This is a genomic window from Kaistia geumhonensis (assembly GCF_030815145.1).
Taxonomy (GTDB): domain Bacteria; phylum Pseudomonadota; class Alphaproteobacteria; order Rhizobiales; family Kaistiaceae; genus Kaistia; species Kaistia geumhonensis.
This window is the reverse complement of the sequence record NZ_JAUSWJ010000001.1, coordinates 1549196-1572785: the sequence shown is the minus strand read 5'-3', so window position 1 is coordinate 1572785 and position 23590 is coordinate 1549196. Positions and strand designations below refer to the sequence as shown.

Below are 23590 nucleotides of genomic sequence, written 5' to 3'. Positions count from 1 at the left end.
GAAACGGACCCAAGATGGAACGCATCATCCTCGACGTCGATTCGGCCGGCGACGATATCCTCGCCGTGCTCTTCGCCGCGGTCTCGCCGCAGGTGAAGCTGGAAGGCGTCACCACCTGCACCGGCGCCGCCGGGCCGATCGAGCAGGTGACGAATGTCGTCCTCAACACGCTGGCGCTCGCCGGCCGCACCGACATTCCCGTCGCCAAGGGCGCCTGGCGCCCGATCGTCGGAAACGCCAAGGCCGACATGGAAGCACCGGTCCATTTCGAGAAGCGGCTGACGGCCCGCTTCGGCGAGCGGCTGAAGAAGTTCAATCCACCGGCGCCGAAGCCGAGCCACGCACCGATCGACAAGCATGCGGCCGATTTCATCATCGACACCGTGATGGGTTCGCCCGGCGAGATCACGCTGGTCGCCACCGGGCCGATGACCAATCTCGCGATGGCCTTCCTGCAGGAGGAGCGCCTCAAGGACAACGTGAAGCGCATGTGCCTGCTCGGCGGCAACTTCGTCACGCCGGGCAACATCACGCCGCTCAGCGAGTACAATATCTGGGCCGACGCCGAGGCCGCCCGCGTCGTCCTCAACCAGGGCGTCGAGACGATCCTCGTGCCGCTCGATGTCTGCGAGGACAACCGCGCCGCCGCCTCGATGCTGACGCGCGACGACCTCGCCGATCTGGAGAGCGCCGGGGATCATCCGGTGCTCGCCATGATCCGCGAGACCTTCCCGATCTATATCGACATCTGGCGCGAGTTCTTCGATCTCGTCGGCTTCCCGATGGACGACATCATCACGGTCGCGCTGGCCTTCGATCCGACGCTCTGCACCATGACCGAGCCGCTCTTCTGCGACATCGTCCTCGACGGGCGGCTGGCGCGCGGCCAGACCGTCGCCTATCGCGGCCGGCAGCTCTTGCCCGGTGGTGGACCGAAGACGACTCGCATCTGCACCGATATCGACGGACGTCGGTTCATGAAGCTCTTCAAAGAGACGATCGCGCTCTACAAGGCGGCCTGAGGACGGACGATGACCACGCTTGCCAATTCCCCGACCCGCCCGACGCCGATCATCCTCGATTGCGATCCGGGCCATGACGACGCCATCGCCCTCGTGATGGCGCATCGCTCCAAGGCGATTGACCTCCTCGGCGTCACCGTCACCTGCGGCAACGCCGAACTCGACAAATGCGTGTCGAATGCGCTGCGTATCCTCGAATTCATCGGCGCCGGCGACGTGCCCGTCGCGGCCGGCTGCTATCGCCCGCTCGCCCGTCCGCTGGTTCTCGGCACCGCCGACGGCCCCTCCGGCCTCGAGGGCTCGCCCTATCTGCCGATGGCGACCAAGACGGTCGAGCCGATGCATGCGGTGGATTTCATCGCCAGGACGCTGCGCGAGCAGGACGAGCCGCTGCGGATCGTCGCGACCGGCCCGCTCTGCAATATGGGCCTGTTCGTGCTCAAATATCCGGAGCTGCTGCCGAAGATCAAAGACATCACCTGGATGGGCGGCGTCTTCTATCGCAAGAGCGAGATCATCACGCCGACCGAGTTCAACGCCTTCTGCGATCCCGAGGCGCTGAAGATCGTGCTCGACAGCGGCGTCAAGCTGACCATGGTCGGGCTCGACGTGACGATGCAGGTGCTGGTCGAGGAGCCGCAATATGCGGAGTTCCGCAAGATCGACACCGAGCTCGGCCGCGTCGTCAACGACTGGCTGCTGTTCTACGAGAAGCTGCACCGCAACTCGATGGGCGTCGGCGGCGCGCTGCACGACCCGCTGGCGCTCGCCCTGATCATCGATCCGACGCTGGTGCGCACCCGGCCGGCGCATATCGGCGTCGATCTTGCAGGGACCTACGCGTTCGGCGCCACGGTTGCCGATTTCTGGAAGGAGCGCGGGCTGCCCGACAATGCCGAGATCTGCACCGAGGTCGATGCGGACCGCTTCTTCGAGCTGCTCTACAGCCTGCTGCGCGACTGATCCCCCGAGCCCAAAGCGGAGACACCCCTTATGTCCGTCGATGTCTTCTCGGCCCACAACAATCCCGAACAGGTGAAGCTCGACCCGGCCCGGGCGGCGGTCATCGTCGTCGACATGATCAACGAGTTCTGCAAGCCGGGCGGGCGCATGGTCCTGCCGGGCTACGAGACGCTGGTCGGCCCGCAACTCTCGGTCATCGAGGCGGCGCGCAAGACCGGCGTTCCGGTGATCTGGGTGCATGACAGCCACCGCCGCAACATGCGGCGAGACCGCGAATATCTGAAGCGCACGCCGCACGGCGTCGAGGGCACTTGGGCGACGGAGATCATCGAGGACCTCGGCGCACGCGACGACGAGATCCACGTGATCAAGCATCGCTATTCCAGCTTCTTCCAGACCGATCTCGATCTGGTGCTGAAGGACATGCTGATCGAGCAGGTGATCGTGTTCGGCGTCGTCACCAATATCTGCGTGCGATCGACCGTTCACGACGCCTTCTTCAACGGCTATGAGGTTGTCGTCCCGCGCGATTGCTGTGCGGCGACCGGCCCGCGCGAGCAGGAATCGACCCTCTACGACATCGCGACCCATTTCGGCGTCGTCAGCGATGCGGCGAGCGTCGTCGCTGCCCTGACATCCGGTGCCGTGATCGACAACGAGCAGATCGCCGCCTGAGCGCGGCGCGGAGCGAGAGGTTTGGCGTATGGCTTCTGAGGAAGAGGGGAACGGCGGCCTGGCGGCCCTCGGCGCGGACGACGCGCCGACACGGTCGGGGGCTGCGGAGCCGACCCCGCGGGAGCTGTTGGCAGCCTCGGGCTACGAACTGTCGGTCCATCCGGCGCATATCATCCGTCGCGCCCATCAGCGCGCGACCATGCGCTTCCAGGAAGTGCTCGGCGCGCACGACCTGACGCCGACCCAGCTCGCCGCCCTCGCCACGATCATGAAGCATGGCGAGGTGTCGCAGAACCAGCTTGGCCGGCTGACGGCGATGGATCCCTCGACGATCAGCATCGTGATCCGGAAGCTGTCGAAGCACGGCCTCGTCGAGCGGACCGCCTCGCCCGACGATCAGCGCCTGTCGATGATCCGCCTCACGCGCAAGGGGCTCGAATACACGGAGCCACTGCTCGCCAAGAGCGTCGAGGTCGGCCGCCGCGTGCTGTCGCCGCTGAAGCCCAGCGAGCGGCCGCTCTTCATGGAAATGCTCCGCCGCGTGGCCGATGCGGATGATCTTCCCGACGCGTGAGCGCGGGCGCGATTTGAAATGACCGAAAGGACGCTCCATGAGCCATGATGCTCCGGCCGCCAGCGCGGGCCCGACCAAGCTCGTCATCGAGAATATCGGCCTGCTCCTTTCGGGCGACCTCGCGCAGCCCATTCTCGATGCCGATACGATCGTTGCCGAGAACGGCCGTATCACCGCGGTGGGCAAGCGCGCCGACATCGACACCTCCGGCGCTACGACACGGATCGACGCGCATGGCTCGGCGGTCACGCCCGGCCTCATCGACAGTCACGCCCACCCGGTCGCCGGCGACTGGACGCCGCGCCAGAACCAGTTCGGCTGGATCGATTCCTGCCTGCATGGCGGCGTCACCACCATGATTTCGGCCGGCGAGGTGCATACGCCGGGCCGGCCGCGCGACATCGTCGGGCTGAAGGCCATGGCGATCTCGGCGCAGCGCCAATTCGAGAATTTCCGCCCCTCCGGCGTCAAGGTGGTCGCCGGCGCGCCGGCCATCGAGCATGGCATGACGGAAGAGGATTTCGCCGAGCTCGCCCGGGCAGGCGTCCGCCAGATCGGCGAGGTCGGCCTCGGCTCGGTGAAGGACGCCGAGACGGCCCGGCAGATGGTAGCCTGGGCGCGCAAATACGGCATGAAGTCGATGACGCATACCGGCGGCCCGTCCATCGCCGGCTCGGCTCTCATCGACAAGGACGTCGTGCTCGCCGCCGACGCCGATGTCATGGCCCATATCAATGGCGGCCCGACGGCGCTGCCCGACGACCAGATCATCGCCCTCTGCAAGAGCTGCGAACGCGGCATCGAGATCGTGCACAACGGCAATCCGCGCGCCGCGCTCGTGGCGCTGAAGACCGCGACCGAGATCGGCGCGCTTCACCGCGTCCTGCTCGGCACGGATGCGCCGGCCGGCTCCGGCGTGCAGCCCCTCGGCATCCTGCGCACCATCTCGCTGCTCTGTTCGATCGGCGGCGTGCCGGCCGAGGTGGCGATCTGTTTCGCGACCGGAAACACCGCCCGCATCCGCGACCTCGATTGCGGGATCATCGAGGTCGGCCGTGCCGCCGACTTCGTCTTCATGGACCGGCCGCAGAAATCGGCCGGCGGAACGCTGCTGGAGTCGATCGCGCTCGGCGACCTGCCCGGCATCTCGATGACGGTGATCGACGGCGTCATCCGCACCCAGCGCTCGCGCAACACCCCGCCTGCCGAAACCATGGCGACGGTGGTGAACTGAGGCATCGCGAGCCCGCGCTGCCGAAGGGCAACTCTCTGGGAGCGAAGAAGATCAGGCGACCGTTGCATCCGCGGGATGGCAGCCCTGCCGGCTTCGCAACAATCTGCCGGCGTTTCTGATCTATCATGTTGCGATCGCCGATCAGGGAGAGAGCGACGTGAAGATCGTGGTCATGGGGGCCGGCGCGGTCGGCTGTTATTTCGGCGGCATGCTCGCGCGCGTCGGGCATGAGGTGACGCTGGTCGCGCGGCCGGTGCATGTCGAGGCGATCCGGCGCGAGGGCCTCGTCATCGAGCGGGCCGACGGGATTCATCGCGTCTCACTCGCCGCGACAGAGGATCCCGCCGCCGTCGCCGGGGCCGATCTCGTTCTCTTCTGCGTCAAGTCCACAGATACCGAGATCGCCGGCGAGACGATCCGGCCGCATCTCGGACCGTCGACGGCGATCTGGAGCCTGCAGAACGGCGTCGACAATGCCGAGCGCCTGGCGGCGACGCTCGGCCGACCGGTCAGCGCCAGCGTCGTCTATGTGGCGGCGGGCATGGCGGGGCCCGGGCATGTCCGCCATCACGGGCGGGGCGAACTGATCGTCGAGCCCGGCCCCGGCAACGAGGACTTCGCCGCCGCCTTCACCGCGGCCGCCCTGCCGGTGACGGTCTCAGGGGAGGTGGCCGGCGCGCTCTGGACCAAGCTCGTCATCAATTGCGCCTACAACGCCATCTCGGCCATCGCCGAACTGCCCTATGGCGTGTTCGTCGCCGAGCCGGGCGTCCCCGACATGATGCGCGACGTGGTCGACGAATGCAGCGCGGTGGCATCGGCGTCCGGCATCCTCCTCCCGGACGATCTCTGGGAGAAGGTCCGCGCCATCGCCTCGACCATGGAGGGCCAGATGTCGTCGACGGCGATGGACCTCGCGCGCGGCCGTCCGACCGAGATCGATCATCTCAACGGCTATGTCGTGGCCAGGGGCGCCGCGGTCGGGATCGCGACGCCCGTCAACCGCGCCCTGCTGCTGCTCGTCAAGCTGCGGGAGACGGCGGCGGCCGGCGTCGGGCGGTCGTTCAGACCAGCCCGTCCTCGCCCTTCACATCGGCCTTCCTGAGACCGCCGACGCGCGGATGCGGCCGGCCTGAATCGGTCAGCGCCACCGCGACGGCGATCTCGTCGGCACGCGGCGCGTCGCCGATGCTCACCTCCATGCCGTCAAAATGGCTGCGCACGCGCGCTGCGTCCTTGTGGCCGAGCGGGATGTCGAAGGTCGCGCCGGGGCCGGCCCGCTTCTTCGCGGACGGAATCAGCGCCGCGCCCTTGCCGAGCAGAGCGCGCAGCGGTGCGCCGAGCTTCGGGTGGAGCAGGGCGGCGGCATGTTCGAGGCCGCCATCGGCGCCCACCGCGGCGGCCTTGCCGAAGCTCTCGACCGACGGGCCGGGGATGTCCAGCGCCGCCCGCGCCCGCTCGCCCAGGAGCCCGCCGAGTTCCTCGCCGGCGGCGAAGAGTTCGGAGAGGTCTTCGACATAGCGGCCGGCGAAGGGGTTCTCGATGACCGCGATCGCCGCGGCGCGGCGCACCGGCGGCGAGACGGGCCGGCCCTCCTCGATCAGCGTTTCCTCGAGGATCGTGACGATCTTCCTGATCCTGGCGCTCACCGGAGGCCGTCCCCCGCCTTGATGTCTTCCTTGGCGAGGCCGCCGACTCGCGCATGGACGCGCGCTCCGGTGGTCATCGCGAGGATGAGGACCATCTCGTCGCGTCGCGGCGCATCGCCGATGCCGATCTCGATCGCGTCGAAATGGCTGCGCACATAGGAGGCGTTGATATGGGTGATCGGGATGTCGATCTTGGCGCCCAGCCCACCGACCTTCTTGGCCGACGGCACGATCGCCTTGGCGCCGCCGAGCAGCTCGCGCATCGCATAGCCGCCGGGATTGTGCCAGAGCGCGCCATGCTCCAGTTCGCCCGCTTCGCCGACGATGGCGCCCTTGCCATAGCCCTCGACCACGCCCGCATCGCCGCCGAGCGCCTTGACGAGGCGCGTCGCCATCTCGATGCCGAGCGGCTTCAGATCGTCCATCAGCGACATGATGTCTTCGACATATCGGCCGGCGAACGGATTTTCGATCACCGCCGCGATCACGGCGCGGCGCGGCGGAACCGCGGCGGGCGGCCCGCCCTCGTGCAGGATCTCCTCGACCACCGTCACGAATTTCCGGACCTTGATATCGGCCATAGGCACATCCCCTGGAAGCGTGCCGGTTGCAGCGATGCAACCGAGATTGTTAGACCATCAACAATCTGTCGCCGCCCTCGGCCTGTCAAGAAAGCGGTGGCTGCACCTCCGCTTTCCTCGCGCGCGAAGGGCGATCAGCGAAGGACGACGCCGCCGTTGAGCGCGGCCGCCGCCTCGAAATCGTCGGGCAGCGGCAGGTCCTCGTCGGCATAGGCGGCGAGGCCGTCGATCAGCGCATGCTGCTGGTCGAACAGCAGCTGCCGCGTCAGCCCGCGGATCAGTCGCGGCAGGGCGTGGCGGTGTCCCGAGATCGACGTCGAATGCGGGCCATGGCTGACGGTCGAGAGGGCGTTGAAGGCGTGGACGCGGCCGATCCAGCCCGGGCCCCCGGGCTCGCGCGGCAGGAACTGATAGGCGTCGCCGAGATAGGGCAGGGAGGCCAGTGTCGCGTCCTCCTCGCCCGATGGCGGCGCGAAGCGATCCTGCCAGCGCGCCGCGAGCGGGTAGAGATTGGCGAGCTCGGGCCGCGACGCCGGGTCGATCGCCTGCCCGGTCGCGGGAATGAGAAAATCGGCGAAGAGCGGCCCGCCCGGCGTCTCGATGCGGATGCGCTCGCCTTCGAGCGCGGTGGACAGCCAGGGCGTGCCCGCATGCAGCCGGAAGCCCGGCATCACCACGGCCCGCTCGAAGCTCGCCCAGGCCGGCGGTTGGTCGTGCAGGCGGAAATGGCGGGCGATGCGCCAGCGCACGCCGTCGTCGAGCAGCGCGTGATGCGTCATGATCCCGGCATTCTCGATATAGCGATGCGGGTTGACGCGCGGCAGGCGGTCGCGGCGGAAGCAGAGATCGACGCTCGCCGCGCCGTTCTCCAGCGCCGCGACCGCCGTATCGAAAGCCGAGGCGCCATGTCCCAGAATGGCGATCGCCTTGCCTGCGAGCGGCGCGAAATCGATCGGCTGGTTGGAGTGCGCGTAGCGGTCGGCGGGCAGCGCGTCGCTGATGAAGGCGGGAACGCGCCAGCCGCCGGCTCCGTCGGAGCCGGTCGCGAGCACCACGAGCCTCGCGTGCCGGACATGCCGGCCGGACGGGCCTTCGGTCGTCACCGTGACAAGGCCGTCGGCGCCCTCGGCGATGTCCGAGACGACGGTTTCGCTCTCGACGGCGATACCCCAGACGTCGCGATACCAGTTGAGATAGTCCATCCAGTCGGTGCGCGGAACGCGGACCAGCCGCTCCCAGGCCTCGACGCCGTAGCGCGTCTCGAACCAGCGGCGGATGCCGAGCGTCGGAATGCCGAAATCCATGCCGACCGTGATCTTCGGTGTCCGGAGTTCGGGCATGCGCGCGAAGGTCACCCAAGGCCCTTCGGCGCCCTTTCGCGCGCGATCGATCACGACGACGCGCCGGACCCCTTCGCGGCGCAGGGCGGCCGCGATCACGAGGCCGGACTGGCCGCCTCCAACGATCAGCACGTCCGTTGTCTCGGTGCCGTCGGGCGCCGTGCGTGCCTCGACCCAGGCTTTGTCCGGATAGGCGAGGGCGGCAATGTCGGCGCGTGCGGCCTCGGCCAGCGCAGCGAGCGAAGGCTCGGCAATGGCGATCTCGATGTCGTCGAGCGGCAAGATCAACTCCGGGGAAGTCAGGGCGATAAAATGACCGCCCAGAACTTGATCATGCACAAGATGGCGGCAGGCCGGCAAGTCCCGCGCCGCGGCAATGCGTCGCCATCGCTCACGCCTTCGCGCATCCGACATGCGGAAGGCCTATAGAGATTGGAACTATTCCAAGGAGTATCGACGATGGCCCCCTCTGCTCATTCGGAACCGCATCTCGTTCACCGGATCGGCTGGCTGCGCGCCGCCGTGCTCGGCGCCAATGACGGCATCGTCTCGACCGCCAGCCTGATCGTCGGCGTCGCGGCAGCGGCGACCGGCCGTGGCGACGTGCTGCTGGCCGGCGTCGCCGGTCTCGTCGCCGGTGCGATGTCCATGGCGGCCGGAGAATATGTCTCCGTGAGCTCGCAGTCGGACACGGAACGTGCCGATCTCACGCGCGAGAAGCACGAGCTTACGGTGAATGCCGAGTCCGAGTTGGCCGAACTCTCGGCGATCTATGTCGAACGCGGCCTCGACCCGGCGCTGGCGCGGCAGGTGGCCGTGCAACTCACGGCGCGCGACGCGCTGGGCGCCCACGCCCGCGACGAACTCGGCCTGACCGAGACGGCGGAAGCGCGGCCCGTGCAGGCGGCGCTGACTTCGGCCGTTACGTTCGCGGCCGGCGCATCGATGCCGCTGCTCTCGGCCTGGCTCGCGCCAGAGGGGGCGATCGTGCCCATTGTCTCCGGCGCAACGCTGGTCTTCCTGGCGCTTCTCGGCGCGGTCGGTGCGCGGATCGGCGGCGCCGGCATGGGCAAGGGCGCCGTCCGGGTCGCCTTCTGGGGAGCGCTCGCCATGGCCGTCACGGCGGGAATCGGCCATCTCGTCGGCACGGCGGTCTGAACCGCCGCGCCGGTCTTGCTGCCGTCAGGTCTTGCGCGTCAGGCCTTGCGTGTCAGGCCTTGGCGGCGACGACGATGATCTCGACCTTGTATTTCGGCGCGGCGAGCTTCGCCTCGCCGGTGGCGCGGGCCGGCGGATTGGCCTTGTCGACCCAGGTGTCCCAGACCGAGTTCATGGCTGCAAAATCGGCCATGTCGGCCAGCCAGATCGTCGTCGAGAGGATGCGCGACTTGTTCGAGCCGGCGGCGGCCAGAAGCCGGTCGACCTCCGACAGCGCATGGCGGGTCTGCGCGACCACGTCGTCGCCCTCGCCGACCTGGCCGGCGAGATAGACGAGGTCGCCATGGACCACGGCCTGGCTCATGCGCGGGCCGCTCTCGATGCGCGTGATCGTCGTCATGGAATGCTCCTTCTTCTTCAGGGAAATCCGGGCCCGCTATCGGCGAGCGCGCCGGGCGGGTCAAGCCCGCCCGCCTCTTTGGTCATCGCGGTCAGCGGCCGCGCGCGAGGAAGCTCGCGTCGTAGGGAACGGTGAGGCTGGCGCCGCTCTCGTCGGTGACGGTCAGCGAATCGGCACCGACCGCGACGCCGGCGGCGCGCGTCCAGCCCGCGGGCAGCGGCAGGCCGCCGATGACGTTCCGCACCTCGACCTCGCCCTCAGGGTCGAGCACCAGCGCGGTCGGCACGCCCTGCTCGGTCAGCGCGTTCGGCGCGATCGAGGCCGCGTAGCCGCCGGCGCCGAAGGTGCGCCCCTCCTCGATGCCCTGAACGCCGACATGGCGGCCGTTCCACGGCTTGTAGTCGCGACCGCCATTCGAGAACCAGAGCAGCGTCACCGGCAGGTCGGCCGGGTTCTTGAGGCTTACATAGATGTCGCGCTGGTCGGGACGCGTCGCCAGCGCCCAGCCGAGCGTGGAGCCCTCCGCCTCCACCAGCATCACGAAGTCCTCGTGCTTCTGACCGAAGGGATAGGTCGTGATGTCGGCGAAGCGGCCATCGGCGAGCGGCACGCGCGCAAGATCCGTGAACTCCGCGGGGTAGGCGAGGAGCGAGCGGCCGAGCGCCGGGTCGGGCTCGGGCGCCTTCGGCGGCGTGGAGCCGAATCGCTTCGGCGAGAAGGCGAGGCGGCCGCCGGCCGGAAACCGCGTCATGCCGTGGCTCGCCACCGGGATCGCGCCCTCTCCGCCATGGAAGATGTGGCGCTGATAGAGGAAGGGATGGCCGTCCCTGAGGACGAATTCCTTGACGACGCGGGCGCCGAGCACCGGCCTGGTGAGTTCGTAGCGGGCGATCGTGCCGCCATCGGGATGCGGAACGGTCTCGAGGACGGTCCAGCGGGCATTGCCCGGCCAGCCATGCGAGGGGGCGCCGTCGGGCCCCTGGTCGGCGAAGGGAGCACAGAAGAAGTCGCCCGAAAGATAGCGCAGGTTCGGAAGGATGCTCTCGTCTTCCTGGATCGCGCCGTCCTCGACCCAGGGGGCGGTGTGCGTCGGCTCGATCGTCCTGCCGTCGCCGGTGACCGCAAAGCGGCGGACATGGCCGCCCCGAAGATCCAGCGTCGCCTCGGCGCCCTCGGCCGTGATCACATGCAGATCGCCATACATCGTCGTTCCTCCCGACCTTGTTTTGCGGTCGATGCCTAGCACGCTCCGCGGACGGCGGCACCCCGAAAGGGCAGGGGCATGGAACGCTTTTCAGGCCCCGGAATTGTCTCTGCGTGTTCCACCAACCCTTCGGGAGAACCAAGATGACCAGCAGCACCACCGACAAGATCAAGGGCGTTACCAACGAGGCCGTCGGCAACGTCAAGCAGGGCGTCGGCAAGGCAGTCGGCTCCGAGAAGCTCCAGGCCGAGGGCCTTGCGCAGGAAGCCAAGGGCGAAGTCCAGCAGGCTGTCGGCAAGACCAAGGACGCGGTGAAGGACACGGCGGATCGCCTGCGCGATTCGGCCCATCGCAACCTCTGACGAATTCGCTCCGCAAGGAGAAAGGGGGTCGCGCTTCGGCGCGGCCCTTTTCGTTTGGGCTCATGCTGGTAGAAGCGGAGACAGCGCGGCATTGACCGCGGCTCGAACGGGGAGGGTGCAATGGCGGTCTATGTCGGCGTCGATGTCGGCACGGGCAGTGCGCGGGCGGGCGTCTTCGACGCCGAAGGCCGCATGCTCGCAACCGCGAAGCGCCCGATCGCGATCTGGCATGAGCCCGGCGACATCGTCGAGCAGTCGTCGGCCGATATCTGGAGCGCCGTCTCGGCCGCTGTGCGCGAGGCCGTGGCGACTTCCGGCGTGGCGCCGGACACCGTCGCCGGCATCGGCTTCGATGCGACCTGCTCGCTGGTGGTTGTCAACGCCGACGGGTCGGGCCTTCCGGTCGGCCCCTCCGGCGATCCGGCGCGCGACATCATCGTCTGGATGGATCATCGCGCGCTCGACCAGACGCGCCGCATCAACGAGACGAAGCACTCCGTTCTCGCCTATGTCGGCGGCCAGGTCTCGCCCGAGATGGAAACGCCGAAGCTGCTGTGGCTCGCGGAGAGGATGCCGGAGACCTTCGCGGCGGCGGCGCATTTCTTCGACCTCTCGGACTGGCTGACATTCCGCGCGACGGGAAGCCTCGACCGCTCGGTCTGCACGCTCACCTGCAAATGGACCTATCTCGCCCACGAGAAGCGGTGGGACGAGGGCTTCTTCCGCCAGATCGGGCTCGCCGCCCTGGCCGACGAGGGCTTCGTGCGGATCGGCACGCATGTGGTCGAACCGGGCACCGCGATCGGAAACGGGCTGACGGAGGAGGCTGCCGCGGCGCTCGGCCTCCGGCCGGGCACGGCGGTCGGCGCGGCGCTGATCGATGCCCATGCCGGCGGCCTCGGGTCGATCGGCGCCCGCGACATGGAGGGACGCGCCACCGATCCGACGCGGCAGATGGGCTATATCTTCGGCACGTCCGCCTGCGCCATGGCATCGACGCCCGAGCCGAGCTTCGTGCCGGGCGTCTGGGGCCCCTATTATGGAGCAATGCTGCCCGGGCTCTGGCTCAACGAGGGCGGCCAGTCGGCCGCCGGCGCGGCCATCGATCATCTCCTGCGGCTGCATACGGCGACCCCCGCGGCAACTGCCGAAGCGGCGCGGCGCGGGATCGGCCTTTTCGCCCTGCTGGAGGAGATCATCGCCGCCGACGCGAAGGATGCCGAGGCGGTCGCCCGCCTTGCGGCGGGGCTGCATGTCGTGCCGGAATTCCTCGGCAACCGCGCGCCCAATGCCGATCCCGACGCCCGTGCCACCATTCTCGGCCTCGGACTCGACAGCGATATCGCCAGCCTCGCCCGGCTCTATCTCGCCGGCCTCGGCGGGCTCGCTTATGGCGCGCGCCAGATCGTCGACGCGCTCGACGCGCATGGAGCCAGGATCGAGACCATCGTGATCTCGGGCGGTGCGGGGCAGAGCGATCTCGTGCGGCGGCTGCTCGCCGATGCGACGGGCCGCGCGATCGCCATTCCCGAGGCCGCCGAGCCGGTGCTGCTCGGTGCGGCGATGCTGGGCGCGGTCGCGGCGGGAGACTTCCCCGACACGCTCGCCGCGATCGGCCGCATGTCGCGCCTCGCCGCCGTCTTCCGGCCCTCGCCGGGCGCCGCGGCGCGTATTCACGCAGCGAAATATGCGATCTTCCTCGATCTGCAGCGGGCCGAGATGCGGGCGCGGGCGCGCATGGGCGAGGCGCTCGAAGCCTGAGGGAGGCGGCATGCCGTTCGGCAAGGACTATCATCCTCGGATCGTCGGCATGCGCGAGCGCGGCGCGCCGCTGCGCGGTTCGGCCGGCCGCAATCTCGTTCACGCCGCAGATCACAATGCCCGCGTCACGCTCGAGGCGCTCCGCCGCGGCGAGGGCCTGACGCGCCTGCAACTCGCGGACGTCACCGGTCTGTCGGCGCCCGGCATCACCAACATCATCCGCCGCCTGGAGGAGCAGGGGCTGATCCGCGCGGTCTCGGGCGGGCGCGGGGCTCGCTTCGGCATCGAGGGCGACGGCGCCTATGGCATGGGTGTCGACGTCGACAGCCGCTTCGTCACCGCGGCGATCGTCGACCTGAAAGGTCGCATCGTCGCGCGCGCGCGCCGCGACGCCGCCTCGGCCGAGGTCGACGATGTCCTTCCGCAGATGCGGGCGGCAGCGGATGCCGCGCTCGCCGCCCTCGGCCCCGCGCGCGCGGAGCGACTCGCCGGCGTCGGCATCGGCACACCCTTCGACGCGGCGCGCATCATCGAGGTGCTGGCTCCCTATTCCGTCCATGTCGAACGGTCCTCGGTGGCGGCAGCGCTGGGCGAGCGGCTGCTGGGAGATCCGCCGCCCGACGGCAGTTTCGTGCAGGTGCTGTTTGGGCGCGAGGTCCGGGCCGGGCTGATGATCCGCGGCCATCTCTTCCATGGCGTTTCCGACCGGGCCGGCCGCATCGGCCAGATGCGCACCGGCGAGGACGGCGAATTGCTGGAGGATGCCGCCGCCATCACCGAGCTGCGCCCCTGGCTCGACCGCCATATCGAATCCGGCGGCGATCCCGACCGCTTTCTGCCCGCCCTCGACCGCGAGGGGAGGGACGCCGTGGAGCGCTGGCTCGGGCGTGCCGCCGGTCATTTCGCCGACGCGGCGATCGCCATCTCCGGCTTCCTGGCGCCTGGCCGGATCTACGTCGGCGGCCGCCTGCCGCGCGACCTCGTCGAGCTTTTTGCCACCCGCTTCGCCGCGATCCGCATGGCACGGATGACCGGGCCGACGCAGCCGCAATGGCTGCCGGACATCGTGCCGGCGACGCTGGGACCCGATTGCGTGCTGCTCGGCGCGGCGATGCTGCCCTTCCTGGGGACGCTGCTACCCGATCCACGCGACCCGCCCGATGTCGGCGGCGGATCTGGCGGATAGCTCACGCCTCTTCGCGACGGCCGAAGGTTTCGGCCCAGCCCGGCATCACCGGACCCGCCGGCGGCAGGCCTGTGAGCGGCAGGCGCGTGCGCTGCGCCGGATCGTAGGATTCGAGCCGCAGCACCTCGGCGAGCGGCATGGTCGCGGCGCCGAGCGCGGTCGCGTCCTCGGAGCCGGCGGCGCGGTGGATGGCGGGGGCAGGCCGGGGATCGCGCGCGAGATACTCGCTCACATAGCTCAGCATTTCGTCGAGCAGCCGCACCGGCAGTCTCCCGCCGATCAGAACCGCGTCCGGGTCGATGAGCAGGCCGATATGGATCGCGGCATCGGCGATGTAGCGGGCGGCGCGGCGCAGCCAGTCGGAGACGAGGGCGCGGCCGCGCAGGTCGAGCGACAGCAGCTCGGCCGGCGCGGTGATGGTGATGCCATGCGCGGCCATGAACTCGTAGAGCACATAGAGAGAGACGAGCTGGCCGAGCGGCTGGATGCGGCTTCCCTCCGGCATGTCGGCGACGAGCGTCGGCAGCCAGCCGATCTCGCCCGAAAGGCCCGTGACGCCGTGATGGCAGACGCCATCCAGCACGACCGCGCCTCCGAGGCCCGAGCCGATGAAGATGTAGAAGAAGCTGCGGCTCTCGACCCCGAGGCCATAGTTGAGTTCGCCGATCGCCGCGGCGATGGCGTCGTTCTCGATATAGAGCGGCAGATCGGTGAAGGCCGCCACGCGGCCGCGCACGTCATAGCCGGTCCAGGACGCATAGGCGGCCGGCATGCCCGGGAACGGGATCTCGCCGAGCCAGTCGGGCAACGCGATGCCGAGGCCGGCGAGGCGGCGCTCGTCGATGGTGCGGCGGCGCTTGAAGGTCGCCAGCGCCTCCTCGATCAGCCCGATCGCCTGCTCGGGCAGCGCGAAGGCGACTTCGGTGTGAATGCGGCCACGGACCGCGCCCGATGCGTCGATCGCCACGACGGCCACATGGTCGCGCGCGATATAGGCGCCGATCGAATGGCAGCCGTCGGGGTTGATCTCGAGTTCGATCGAGGGCTGGCCGGGCTGGCCATGCCGTCGCCGGGCCTCGAGCACGAGCTTCTCGCCGATCAGCCGCTCGGCGATACGGGTCACGGTCTGCTTGGTGAGGCCGGAGCGCTGCGCAAGCTCGGTGCGCGAGATGGGCTGGTGGCGCTGGATGGCGCGCAGGATCACGCCGCGATTGTGGCTCGCGGCGAGCTCGGAATTCGAGCCGGTGAGGTCGTTCATCGTGCGCTCTGCTTGCCGCATCACGCCCGCCGAAGCAAGAAGCCAAAGGGCACGGCGCCCGGCCGCCAACAGGGGCCGGGCGCCGCGGATTCGTCCGTCAGCCGGGCACGGGGCCCGGCTCGCATCAGCGCGTGAGGCGCAGGCTGCGCACCTCGAACGGGCGGATGCCGAAATCGCCCTCGCGCTGCACCGCCTCCTCGAGCAGGTTCACGTCGCCGGCGACCTTCCAGCCACCGGTCGGCGCGACGTCGAGCGCACCGCGCCCGCCCGCCGGCTCGTAGACGCGCAGGACCACGTCGGCGCTGTCCTCGGCCGGCTTGAGGCCGGCGAGCGCCACCTTGTGACCCGAGACCGCGACAGGCGTCACGGTACCGATCGCAGCGCCCGCCGCCGGGGCGGAGAGCAGCGGCTGGTTGAGGTCTTCCGCCTCGGTCAGCACGCCCGCCGCGAGCCAGTCTCCGCCATGCGGCATCAGCGAATAGGTGAAGGTCTGCTCGCCTTCGTCGGCGACCGGATCGGGATAGATCGGCGAGCGCAGCAGGCTGAGCCCGAGCGTGTTGCCGCGTGCGCTGTGGCCATACTTACCGTCGTTGAGCATCGCGACGCCGAAGCCCGGCTCCGAGAGATCGACGAAGCGATGGCCCGGCACCTCGAACTTCGCAGCGTCCCACGAGGTGTTGCTGTGGGTCGGGCGACGCACGATGCCGAAGGCGCATTCGAAGGTCGCGTGGTCGGCGCGAACGGCCACCGGCGTCAGGGTCCGCAGAAGGACGCGGCGGTCGTGCCAGTCGATATGCGTCTTGATGTCGAGGCGCGGCGCATTGGCCCAGAGCGTGTAGGTCTGCGTCACGACGGAGTCGCGGAAGCGCTTCACCACCTTGATCGCCGCCCGGTGCGGACCGCGCTCGACAACGGAAATGCTCTCGACCTCGGTCAGCTCCTGCCCGTTCGCCGTGTAGTCGTCCTCGACGTCCCAAGCGTCCCAGTTGCGCGGCTTGTCCATCGGATAGGCCACGAGCTGGTTGCCGCGGCCGGCCAGCGCCTCGCGGCCGGTGCGCTTGTCGATGAGGCTGGCGACCGTGCCGTCCTTGCCGATGATCGCCCGGATATGGGCATTCTCGAGCCGGTCCTCGGCGACGGTGAGACCGGCCGCCGGTGCAAGCTCGGCCTTGCCGATGACGGCGATGCCGAGCGGCGCGACGGTCGAGGCTGCCGCGACCGGGCCCTCCGGGCCCTCGAAGCGCACGGGGCGCGGAGCGAGCGTCGGATTGACGATCGCGACTGCGTCCTTCGCCTCGCCTTTCGGAAGCTGCGCGACGAGCGCGGCGAGCGCCTCCTGCTGGCGGGCGATGCCCGCGTCGCGGGCGGCGGCCAGCTCGTTCTCGGCGTCGATATAGACTTCGCGGACGCCCGAGCCCGGCAGGATGTCGTGGAACTCGTTTTTGAGCACCGCGTGCCAGTGCGTCTCGAGGCTCTCGGGCTTTTCCCCGCCGAGCAGCATTCCGAGCGAGGAGATCGTCTCGGCGGTGATCAGCGCGCGCTCCGCCTCGCGATGCTTCTTCTTGGTGCCGCTCTGCGTCGTCAGCGTCGCGCGGTGCAGCTCGAGATAGATCTCGCCGAGCCAGACCGGCAGATCGGCCGGAACACCCTCGTGAGCGCGGGCAAAGAAATCCTCGACGCGCGCCGGCGCCAGCGCCGGAACGGCCGGGAAATCGGCGAGCTGGGCCTGACGCTCCAGCATCTCGGGCGTCACGCCGCCGCCGCCGTCGCCATGGCCGACCGCGAGCAGGCTCTCGTCATGCAGCGTCTTGCCGCGGAAGTTCTGCCAGGTGCCGATGATCGCCTTCGGCTCGGTCGAGCCGTTGTAGCCATGCACCGGATTGTCGAAGGTGTGGGCGAGCACGCGGCTGCCGTCGAGGCCTTCCCACCAGAACAGGTCGTAGGGGAAGCGGTTGGTCTCGGACCAGTTCACCTTGATCGTGAAGAACGAGTCGACGCCCGCCTGGCGCAGCAGCTGCGGCAGCGCGCCCGAGAAGCCGAAGCAGTCCGGCAGCCAGCAGACGCGGTGGCGCGTGCCGAACTTGGCCTCGAAATAGCGCTGCCCGTAGAGGAGCTGGCGCACGAAGCTCTCGCCGGTCGGCATGTTGGTATCGGGCTCGACCCACATCGCGCCGATGGTTTCCCACTGGCCGCCCTTCACCGCGGCCTGGATGGCCTTGAAGAGCTCGGGATCGTCGCGCTCGATCTGGTCGTAATAGGCCGCCGTCGACTGGTTGAAGACGAAGCTCGGGAACTGCTTCATCAGCTGAAGGGCGGTGTTGAAGGTGCGGCGCGCCTTTCGGCGGGTCTCGTCATAGGGCCACAGCCAGGCGAGATCGATATGGGCATGGCCGGTGATGGCGAGCTTGCCCTGCTGCGGATAGCGGGCCTTCAGCGCCTTCAGCTTCTCGCGCAGAGCCTCGAGGGCGGCGACGACGCTGGCGCGCTGGTCCTGACGCAGCGCGTCGGGATTGGCCCTCAGCTCGGGCATTTCCCAGATGCGCCGCTGGCCGGCCTGCGGCGCCGTGCGCGCGACATAGTCGGCCGTCGCCGACGGCCAGTCGAGCGCGGCGAAGGTCTCCTCGGCCGCCTTGATGAGATGCGGCACCACCTCGTGGTCGCCGAGATAGGTGGCGGCCTCGAACACCTGCATGAGCAGGAGATGCAGTTCGTGCACCGGCTTGTCGATCAGCGCCACATGCGCCTTGGTGAGGCGCGGCTCGCGCACCGGCTCGCCGAAGGGCAGGCGGGCTACGGCGTCGATGTCGATCGCGAAGCGCTTGCCGGGAACCGGGAATTCCTGATGGTTGGGGTCGAGGCCGAAGCGCTCGGTCTCGGCGCCCTCGGCCGAGAGCGCGATCAGGCTTTCGCCGCCGATATTCAGCATCAGGCGGGTATCGGCGAGGTTCCAGTGATCCGGCACGACCGCGGTCGCGGCGAGCTTCCTGACGCCGTCTCGGCGCGGCCAGAAGCCGCCGAGGGCGATCGGCTCGCCATCGAAGGTCCAGCCTTCGACCGGGGCCGTCTCGCGCTCGCGCCAGAACGACAGTTCCTCGACGCGCACATTGATGCGATCCAGCCGCTGCTGGAGGGTGAGGGCCATCGGAATTCTCTCTCCTGAGGGGGGTATCGGGGATGAAGGCGGCCGGTCAGCCCTTCACGGCTCCGGCGGTCAGCGCACCGACGATCATCCGCTGGAGGAGCAGGAAGGCGACGATGGCCGGCACGACGGCGACGAGACAGGCGGCCGCCAGCACCTGCGTCGACGACGCACTGGACGTGCCGGCGAAGGTGAAGATCGCGACCGAGATCGGCAGCTTGGAATCGGTGGTCAGCAGCAGGAACGGAACGAGGAACTGCGACCAGTTGAGGATCATGATGAGGATGAAGGCCGAAGCGAGGCCGGGCGCCACGAGCGGCAGCGTTATCCGCCAGAAGATGCCGAAGCGCGAGCAGCCGTCGATCTGGGCTGCTTCCTCCAGCGACTTCGGAATGCCGTCGATCGAGCTCTTGAGCAGCCAGACCGCCATGGGAAGGCTCACCGCGATATAGATCATGGTGACGCCAAAATGGCCGTCGAGAAGGCCGAGCGAGGCCATGTAGCGGTAGAGCGGAACGAGGATGACGAGCGGCGACACCATCTGGAAGGCCAGGATCGACATCATGAGCGAGCTGCGGCTCTGGAAGTGGAAGCGCGAGAACGCATAGGCGGCGGGCGCGGCGACGATCAGGCAGCCGATGCCGCCGAGCGCCGAGAGCTTCAGCCCGTTCCAGAGATAGTTGATGAAGGCCGGGTCGGAGAGAATCTGCTCGAAATTGCCGAGCGTCGGCCGCTTCGGGATGAACCGGCTGGCGCCGAGGAAGACTTCCTGCCGCGTCCGCAGCGCCAGCGACAGCAGCCAGAGCAGGGGCACCAGGAAGAAGGCGGCGATGATGATCGCGATCAGATAGGTCGCGAGGTCCCAGAGCTTTTCGCGGGATTCCGAAGTCATTCGTTGGCCTCCCGGCGCGGCAGGAACGACGCATAGCCGACGGCGAGCACGAGGCTGATGACGAGCATCAGCACGGAGAGCACGCTGCCGCCCGCGAGGTCGAGGTTCCGGAACACGGTGTTGAACGTGTAGAGCGACAGCACCTCGGTGGCGCGGCCGGGGCCGCCGCCGGTCAGCGAGATGATCGCGTCGAAGGTGTTGAGCGTCGCGATGGTGATGAGGATCGAGTTGACGAGGATCGCGGCGCGCATCTGCGGCAGCGTGATGAAGCGGAAGCGCTGCCAGCCATTGGCGCCGTCGACGCTCGCCGCCTCGTAGAGCGTCGGGTCGATGCCCTTCAGCGCAGCATAGAACACGATCATCGAGAAGGCGGTGCCGCGCCAGACATTGGAGACGATCGCCGAGATCATGGCGATGCCGGGATCCGACAGCCAGGCGACCGGCTGGATCGACATCATGCGCAGCACGCTGTTGATGGCGCCGAACGGCGCCTCGCTGAACAGCATCTGCCAGATGAGGCCGTTGGCGATGCCGGGGATGACCCAGGCGATCAGCACGATCGTGCGCAGCGCGGTCATGCCGTAGAGGCGGCGCCGCTCGCCGCGCATCACGAGCACGGCGATGCCGAGCCCGAAGAACTGCTGGCCGATGACGCTGCCGGCCGTGAAGACGAAGGTGGTCCACAGGATGTCGGGCAGCGCCGGATTGGCGATCAGCGCGACGAAGGAATCGACCGTGTAGTGCTCCTCGCCGCCGCGCAGGCTCGCATTGGTGAAGGCGAGGCGCAGCACGTCGAAGATCGGGTAGAGGTAGAAGACGCCGAGCAGGATCGCGACCGGCAGCAGCCAGGAGAAGGGATTCTCCTCGATGCGCCGCATGAGGCTGGATCGGGGCATGCTGCCGCGCCGGCCCGCAATGGCTGCCTCACTCACCGTCATGCCGCAGGCCTCCTCGCCAATGCGTCCGTGCGTCCGTCAGATTTTCGTCGAGATGCAAGGTCCCGGCGGGTTTCCGCCGGGACCGAGCTCATTCTGGCGCTATCGCCTCAGAGGCGCGAATAGGCGGCCTGGACGGCGGCGTTGGCCGCGTCGAGAGCGGCTTCCGGCGTCTTGGCGCCGGTCAGCACGTCGCCCATCATCACCTGGATCTGGTTCGAGATCTCGGGATAGATCGGCACGCCCGGACGGGCCTGGCCGTCGACCAGCGCGGCCGCGAAGGCCTGGTTCGCTTCCGACTTGAAGACGTCGTACTTGTTGAAGATCGCCTTCGAGGTCGGCAGCTGCTGCTGGATCTCGTTGCCGGGACCGGCATAGATATCCTTGGCGATGGCGGCGCAGAGGGCGACCTTCTCAGGGTCGTTCGAGAAGGCGCCGACCGTCCAGCCGCCGGTGCCCGTCGAACGCTGGTCCTTGGTCGGGCCGGGAATCGGCGAGAAGGTCCACTTGGCGAACTCTTCCGGCTCCATCGTGTTCTTGAGCTGGGCGAGCTGCCAGTTGCCGCCGATGAAGAGGGCGGTGGTGCCGGCCGTCGCGGCGGCGTTGAACTCGTCGTAGTTGACGATCGTGGCGACGCGCTTCGGAGCGGCGCCCGAGTCGACGAGGTCCTTGAAGTAGTTGACGGCCTTCAGGAACTTCTCGCGGTTCTCGCCTTCGGCGAAGATCGGCTTGCCGTTCTCGTCGACGAGCTTGCCGCCCTGGGCCCAGAAATTGGCGAGCCAGTCGAAGGTGGTGCCTTCCCAGCGGCCGCCATTGACGAGCACGCCTTCCATGCCCTTGTCCTTGGAAGCGATGGCCGCAGCCTTCAGCTCTTCCCAGGTCTCGGGCGCGGTCGGGACGATGTCCTTGTTGCGATAGAGAACACGCAGATCGGTGCCCCACCACCAGGCATAGATCTTGCCGTCCTTGCCCGTGATGCCCTCGCGGACGAACGGGAAGAGGTCGTCGATCTCGGCCTGCGTGAAGTACTCGTTGAGCGGCTTCAGAACGCCGGCGTTCATGAAGAGTGCCAGCACGAAGCTGTCGACCGCGGCGCAGTCCGGGCCCGAGCCCGACTTCGCCTGCTCCAGCATGCGCGCCTGCTCCTGGCCGATATTGTCGGACATCCGCTCCAGCTTGATCTGCCAGCCGGGATGCTTCTGGATGAAGTCGACGAAGACCTTCTTGTAGGCCTCGGCATAGGCCGGATCGGTGTTGCCCGGGCCGTCGCCGGTGAGGCGGAAGGTCAGCGTCTTCGGCGCGTCGGCCGGACCGACACGGTCCTTGGTGATGAGGTCCTGGGCCAGCGCCGCACCGGCGAAGCAGGTCGCCACGGTCGCCAGAAGGGCGACGCGGAGGGATCTTCTCATGTCTCGCAACTCCTCAAGAAGCGGTTTCCAATCCGGAACCGGCCTCCCGCCGGTCCCGACACGCCTGTCTGCGGCGCTTGGGCGGCAATAAATCACTTTGTTTTCGTTTCGGCAATGAGGAAACCGCGCGCCCCTGTGGATGGCAGGCGTGGTGCTGGTGAGGGGACACGGGAGGGGGTATTTCGAAGCAACGCCTTGGGTGGCGTGGGCGCGGTGGGTCACTCTACGGAAGCGATAGTCCGAATCTCGCGGCACCAGACGCCTTGGTCCCACTCGGGATGGTCGGGATCAAGCTCCGGCTCACCTGTCGAAACGACCTCGACGATCTTCACGAGGCGCCTGCTGTTCCTGAACTTTCCAGGGATCTTTGGTTCTGCTGCCTCACCTACGACGACCTTGAAGTGCGCTCCACTGGCGGATCGCTCCTCCATTTCCTTGCGGTACTTTTTTCGAAAGCTGACGGCGATGCGCCTTTCGCTGTCGTCATAGTTGTCCAGCCAAGCCACGGGCGCGATGTCGATGACCTCGCCGTCCTTGTAGATGTACGCCCGCCACGTGTTGCGGCCCGTGTACGCCACTTCGAACTCCCCGATGCGGTGCATAGCCTTCCTCCGATGCAGCCCGATATCTGTCGCTGCAACTGTGGGTAGGCGTTTACGGCGGAGTCAATGGCCTCGACGGCCGCGCAACTAGCCGGAGGAGCGCCCGACGAGTGCGCCGTCGCGGTCGAAGACGAGGACGTCGAGCGCGATGCCCGCGCCGGTCACGACCTTTGCCGCCGTGACATGCGCGGCCTCGGCAATGGCGGCGCCGAGATCGATGTCCCGACGTCCGGCCAGGGAGAAGGCCTCGGCCGCCGTATTGGCCGTCGTGATCGCGGCCGCAAGGGCCGGGTCGCCGCCATGCGCGGTCGCAAGGCGGGCGAGGAAGGCGAGATCGACGCTGCCGCGCTTCGAATGGAGGTCGAGCAGGCCCTGGCCGAGCTTGGCCATCTTGCCGATGCCGCCCGCGATGGTGACACGCGGCACGGGATGGGCCTTGAGATATTTGAGCATGCCGCCGACGAAATCGCCCATCTCGAGCAGCGCCTCGTCGGGCAGCCCGTAAAGAGCCTTGACCGCCGCCTCGGAGGTCGAACCGGTGGAGCCCGCGACATGGGTGAGGCCGGTTGCCCGGGCGACGTCGATGCCGCGATGGATCGAGTGAATCCAGGACGAGCAGGAATAGGGAATGACGATGCCGGTCGTCCCGAGCACCGAGAGGCCGCCGAGAATGCCGAGCCGGCCGTTCAGCGTGCGCTCGGCCAGTTGCTCGCCACCCGGGATCGCGATCTCGACGACGAGATCGTCAGGCGCGTCGTGGACCTCGGCGAGCGCCGCGCGGATCATCGCCCGCGGGACGGGATTGATCGCCGGCTCGCCCGGTGCGAGCGCGAGGCCAGGCCGGGTGACGGTGCCGACGCCCGGGCCGGCGGCGAAGCGGAGGCCCGAGCCCGGCGCCCCGCGCCGCAGCGTCGCCACTACGAGCGCGCCATGCGTCACGTCCGGATCGTCGCCCGCGTCCTTGACGATGCCGACGCTCGCCGTGTCGCCCGAAAGCGCGGTGGTCGCCAGCGCGAAGGCGGCGCGTCCGCCGCGCGGCAGCGGAATTTCGACGGGATCGGGAAATCCGTGGCCGACCAGCGCGGAACAGGCCGCCTTGGCCGCCGCCGCGGCGCAGCTTCCCGTCGTCCAGCCGCGCCTCAGCGGGCCGGCCGGAACGTCGTCATCCGTCGTCTCATCGGCTGCGTGTTGATCCTCGGACACGGCGTCCTCTATACCGCCCCCAGCTGCTTCCGTCACGAAAGGC

22 protein-coding genes are annotated in these 23590 nt (G+C 68.5%); 10 read left to right on the top strand and 12 right to left on the bottom strand.

What is annotated here, in order from left to right; all coding sequences use genetic code 11:
• Positions 1-14 precede the first annotated feature (14 nt).
• The 6 genes from QO015_RS07510 to QO015_RS07485 all read left to right on the top strand — a co-directional run bounded on the left by QO015_RS07510 (position 15) and on the right by QO015_RS07485 (position 5573).
• Positions 15-1022 (top strand): nucleoside hydrolase, encoded by a 1008-nt coding sequence (locus tag QO015_RS07510; protein WP_266280333.1) that lies wholly within the window; start codon positions 15-17, stop codon positions 1020-1022.
• A gap of 9 nt (positions 1023-1031) precedes the next feature.
• Positions 1032-1985, top strand: coding sequence for a nucleoside hydrolase (locus tag QO015_RS07505; protein ID WP_266280334.1), 954 nt, complete (start codon positions 1032-1034; stop codon positions 1983-1985).
• Positions 1986-2015: 30 nt separating this feature from the next.
• Positions 2016-2660: a cysteine hydrolase family protein gene (locus QO015_RS07500; protein ID WP_266280336.1), complete on the top strand. Its 645-nt coding sequence runs from the start codon at positions 2016-2018 to the stop codon at positions 2658-2660.
• A 28-nt stretch (positions 2661-2688) separates the two neighbouring features.
• Entirely contained in the window at positions 2689-3234 is a 546-nt protein-coding gene (locus QO015_RS07495; protein WP_266280338.1) for a MarR family winged helix-turn-helix transcriptional regulator, read from the top strand.
• A 37-nt stretch (positions 3235-3271) separates the two neighbouring features.
• Positions 3272-4468 (top strand): amidohydrolase family protein, encoded by a 1197-nt coding sequence (locus QO015_RS07490; protein WP_266280340.1) that lies wholly within the window; start codon positions 3272-3274, stop codon positions 4466-4468.
• Between the two features lie 157 nt (positions 4469-4625).
• Entirely contained in the window at positions 4626-5573 is a 948-nt protein-coding gene (locus QO015_RS07485; RefSeq protein WP_266280342.1) for a ketopantoate reductase family protein, read from the top strand.
• Here QO015_RS07485 and QO015_RS07480 read toward each other — a convergent pair.
• The 3 genes from QO015_RS07480 to QO015_RS07470 all read right to left on the bottom strand — a co-directional run bounded on the left by QO015_RS07480 (position 5533) and on the right by QO015_RS07470 (position 8320).
• Positions 5533-6117, bottom strand: coding sequence for an amino acid synthesis family protein (locus QO015_RS07480; RefSeq protein ID WP_266280343.1), 585 nt, complete (start codon positions 6115-6117; stop codon positions 5533-5535). The two genes, QO015_RS07485 and QO015_RS07480, sit on opposite strands and share 41 nt — an antisense overlap.
• A complete protein-coding gene (locus QO015_RS07475; RefSeq protein WP_266280344.1) occupies positions 6114-6698 on the bottom strand; it encodes an amino acid synthesis family protein in 585 nt (194 codons plus the stop codon). The genes QO015_RS07480 and QO015_RS07475 overlap by 4 nt, the downstream gene beginning before the upstream one ends.
• Positions 6699-6832: 134 nt before the next feature.
• A complete protein-coding gene (locus tag QO015_RS07470) occupies positions 6833-8320 on the bottom strand; it encodes an NAD(P)-binding domain-containing protein (protein ID WP_266280345.1) in 1488 nt (495 codons plus the stop codon).
• A 177-nt stretch (positions 8321-8497) separates the two neighbouring features.
• Between QO015_RS07470 and QO015_RS07465 the strand changes: the two genes are divergently transcribed.
• Positions 8498-9196, top strand: coding sequence for a VIT1/CCC1 transporter family protein (locus tag QO015_RS07465; protein WP_266280372.1), 699 nt, complete (start codon positions 8498-8500; stop codon positions 9194-9196).
• Between the two features lie 52 nt (positions 9197-9248).
• Here the strand turns inward: QO015_RS07465 and QO015_RS07460 are convergent, their stop codons facing one another.
• Both QO015_RS07460 and QO015_RS07455 read right to left on the bottom strand, forming a co-directional pair.
• Positions 9249-9596 (bottom strand): RidA family protein, encoded by a 348-nt coding sequence (locus QO015_RS07460; RefSeq protein ID WP_266280373.1) that lies wholly within the window; start codon positions 9594-9596, stop codon positions 9249-9251.
• Between the two features lie 91 nt (positions 9597-9687).
• Positions 9688-10800, bottom strand: coding sequence for a hypothetical protein (locus QO015_RS07455; protein WP_266280374.1), 1113 nt, complete (start codon positions 10798-10800; stop codon positions 9688-9690).
• A gap of 143 nt (positions 10801-10943) precedes the next feature.
• Between QO015_RS07455 and QO015_RS07450 the strand changes: the two genes are divergently transcribed.
• The 3 genes from QO015_RS07450 to QO015_RS07440 all read left to right on the top strand — a co-directional run bounded on the left by QO015_RS07450 (position 10944) and on the right by QO015_RS07440 (position 14109).
• On the top strand, positions 10944-11162 hold the full coding sequence (locus QO015_RS07450; protein WP_266280375.1) for a CsbD family protein: 219 nt from the start codon (positions 10944-10946) through the stop codon (positions 11160-11162).
• Between the two features lie 120 nt (positions 11163-11282).
• Positions 11283-12923, top strand: a complete 1641-nt coding sequence (locus QO015_RS07445) for an FGGY-family carbohydrate kinase (RefSeq protein WP_266280376.1) — start codon at positions 11283-11285, stop codon at positions 12921-12923.
• 10 nt (positions 12924-12933) lie between these two features.
• A complete protein-coding gene (locus QO015_RS07440) occupies positions 12934-14109 on the top strand; it encodes an ROK family transcriptional regulator (protein WP_266280377.1) in 1176 nt (391 codons plus the stop codon).
• A 1-nt stretch (position 14110) separates the two neighbouring features.
• On the opposite strand, the gene QO015_RS07435 is transcribed toward QO015_RS07440, so the two are convergent.
• The 7 genes from QO015_RS07435 to QO015_RS07405 form a co-directional block, all read right to left on the bottom strand.
• Complete coding sequence (locus QO015_RS07435; RefSeq protein ID WP_266280378.1) at positions 14111-15367, bottom strand: ROK family transcriptional regulator; 1257 nt, start codon at positions 15365-15367, stop codon at positions 14111-14113.
• Positions 15368-15491: 124 nt separating this feature from the next.
• Complete coding sequence (locus QO015_RS07430) at positions 15492-18509, bottom strand: alpha-mannosidase (RefSeq protein WP_266280379.1); 3018 nt, start codon at positions 18507-18509, stop codon at positions 15492-15494.
• A 46-nt stretch (positions 18510-18555) separates the two neighbouring features.
• Positions 18556-19398 carry a carbohydrate ABC transporter permease gene (locus tag QO015_RS07425; protein ID WP_266280380.1) on the bottom strand — a complete coding sequence of 281 codons (843 nt, stop codon included), beginning with the start codon at positions 19396-19398 and terminating at the stop codon, positions 18556-18558.
• Positions 19395-20276 carry a carbohydrate ABC transporter permease gene (locus QO015_RS07420; RefSeq protein ID WP_266282412.1) on the bottom strand — a complete coding sequence of 294 codons (882 nt, stop codon included), beginning with the start codon at positions 20274-20276 and terminating at the stop codon, positions 19395-19397. The genes QO015_RS07425 and QO015_RS07420 overlap by 4 nt, the downstream gene beginning before the upstream one ends.
• Positions 20277-20443: 167 nt before the next feature.
• Complete coding sequence (locus QO015_RS07415; RefSeq protein WP_266280381.1) at positions 20444-21742, bottom strand: extracellular solute-binding protein; 1299 nt, start codon at positions 21740-21742, stop codon at positions 20444-20446.
• A gap of 218 nt (positions 21743-21960) precedes the next feature.
• The gene (locus tag QO015_RS07410; RefSeq protein ID WP_266280382.1) at positions 21961-22344 is read right to left on the bottom strand and encodes a hypothetical protein; all 384 of its coding nucleotides are present in this window, start codon (positions 22342-22344) and stop codon (positions 21961-21963) included.
• An 87-nt stretch (positions 22345-22431) separates the two neighbouring features.
• Positions 22432-23547: a cobalt-precorrin-5B (C(1))-methyltransferase gene (locus QO015_RS07405; protein ID WP_266280383.1), complete on the bottom strand. Its 1116-nt coding sequence runs from the start codon at positions 23545-23547 to the stop codon at positions 22432-22434.
• Positions 23548-23590 lie beyond the last annotated feature (43 nt).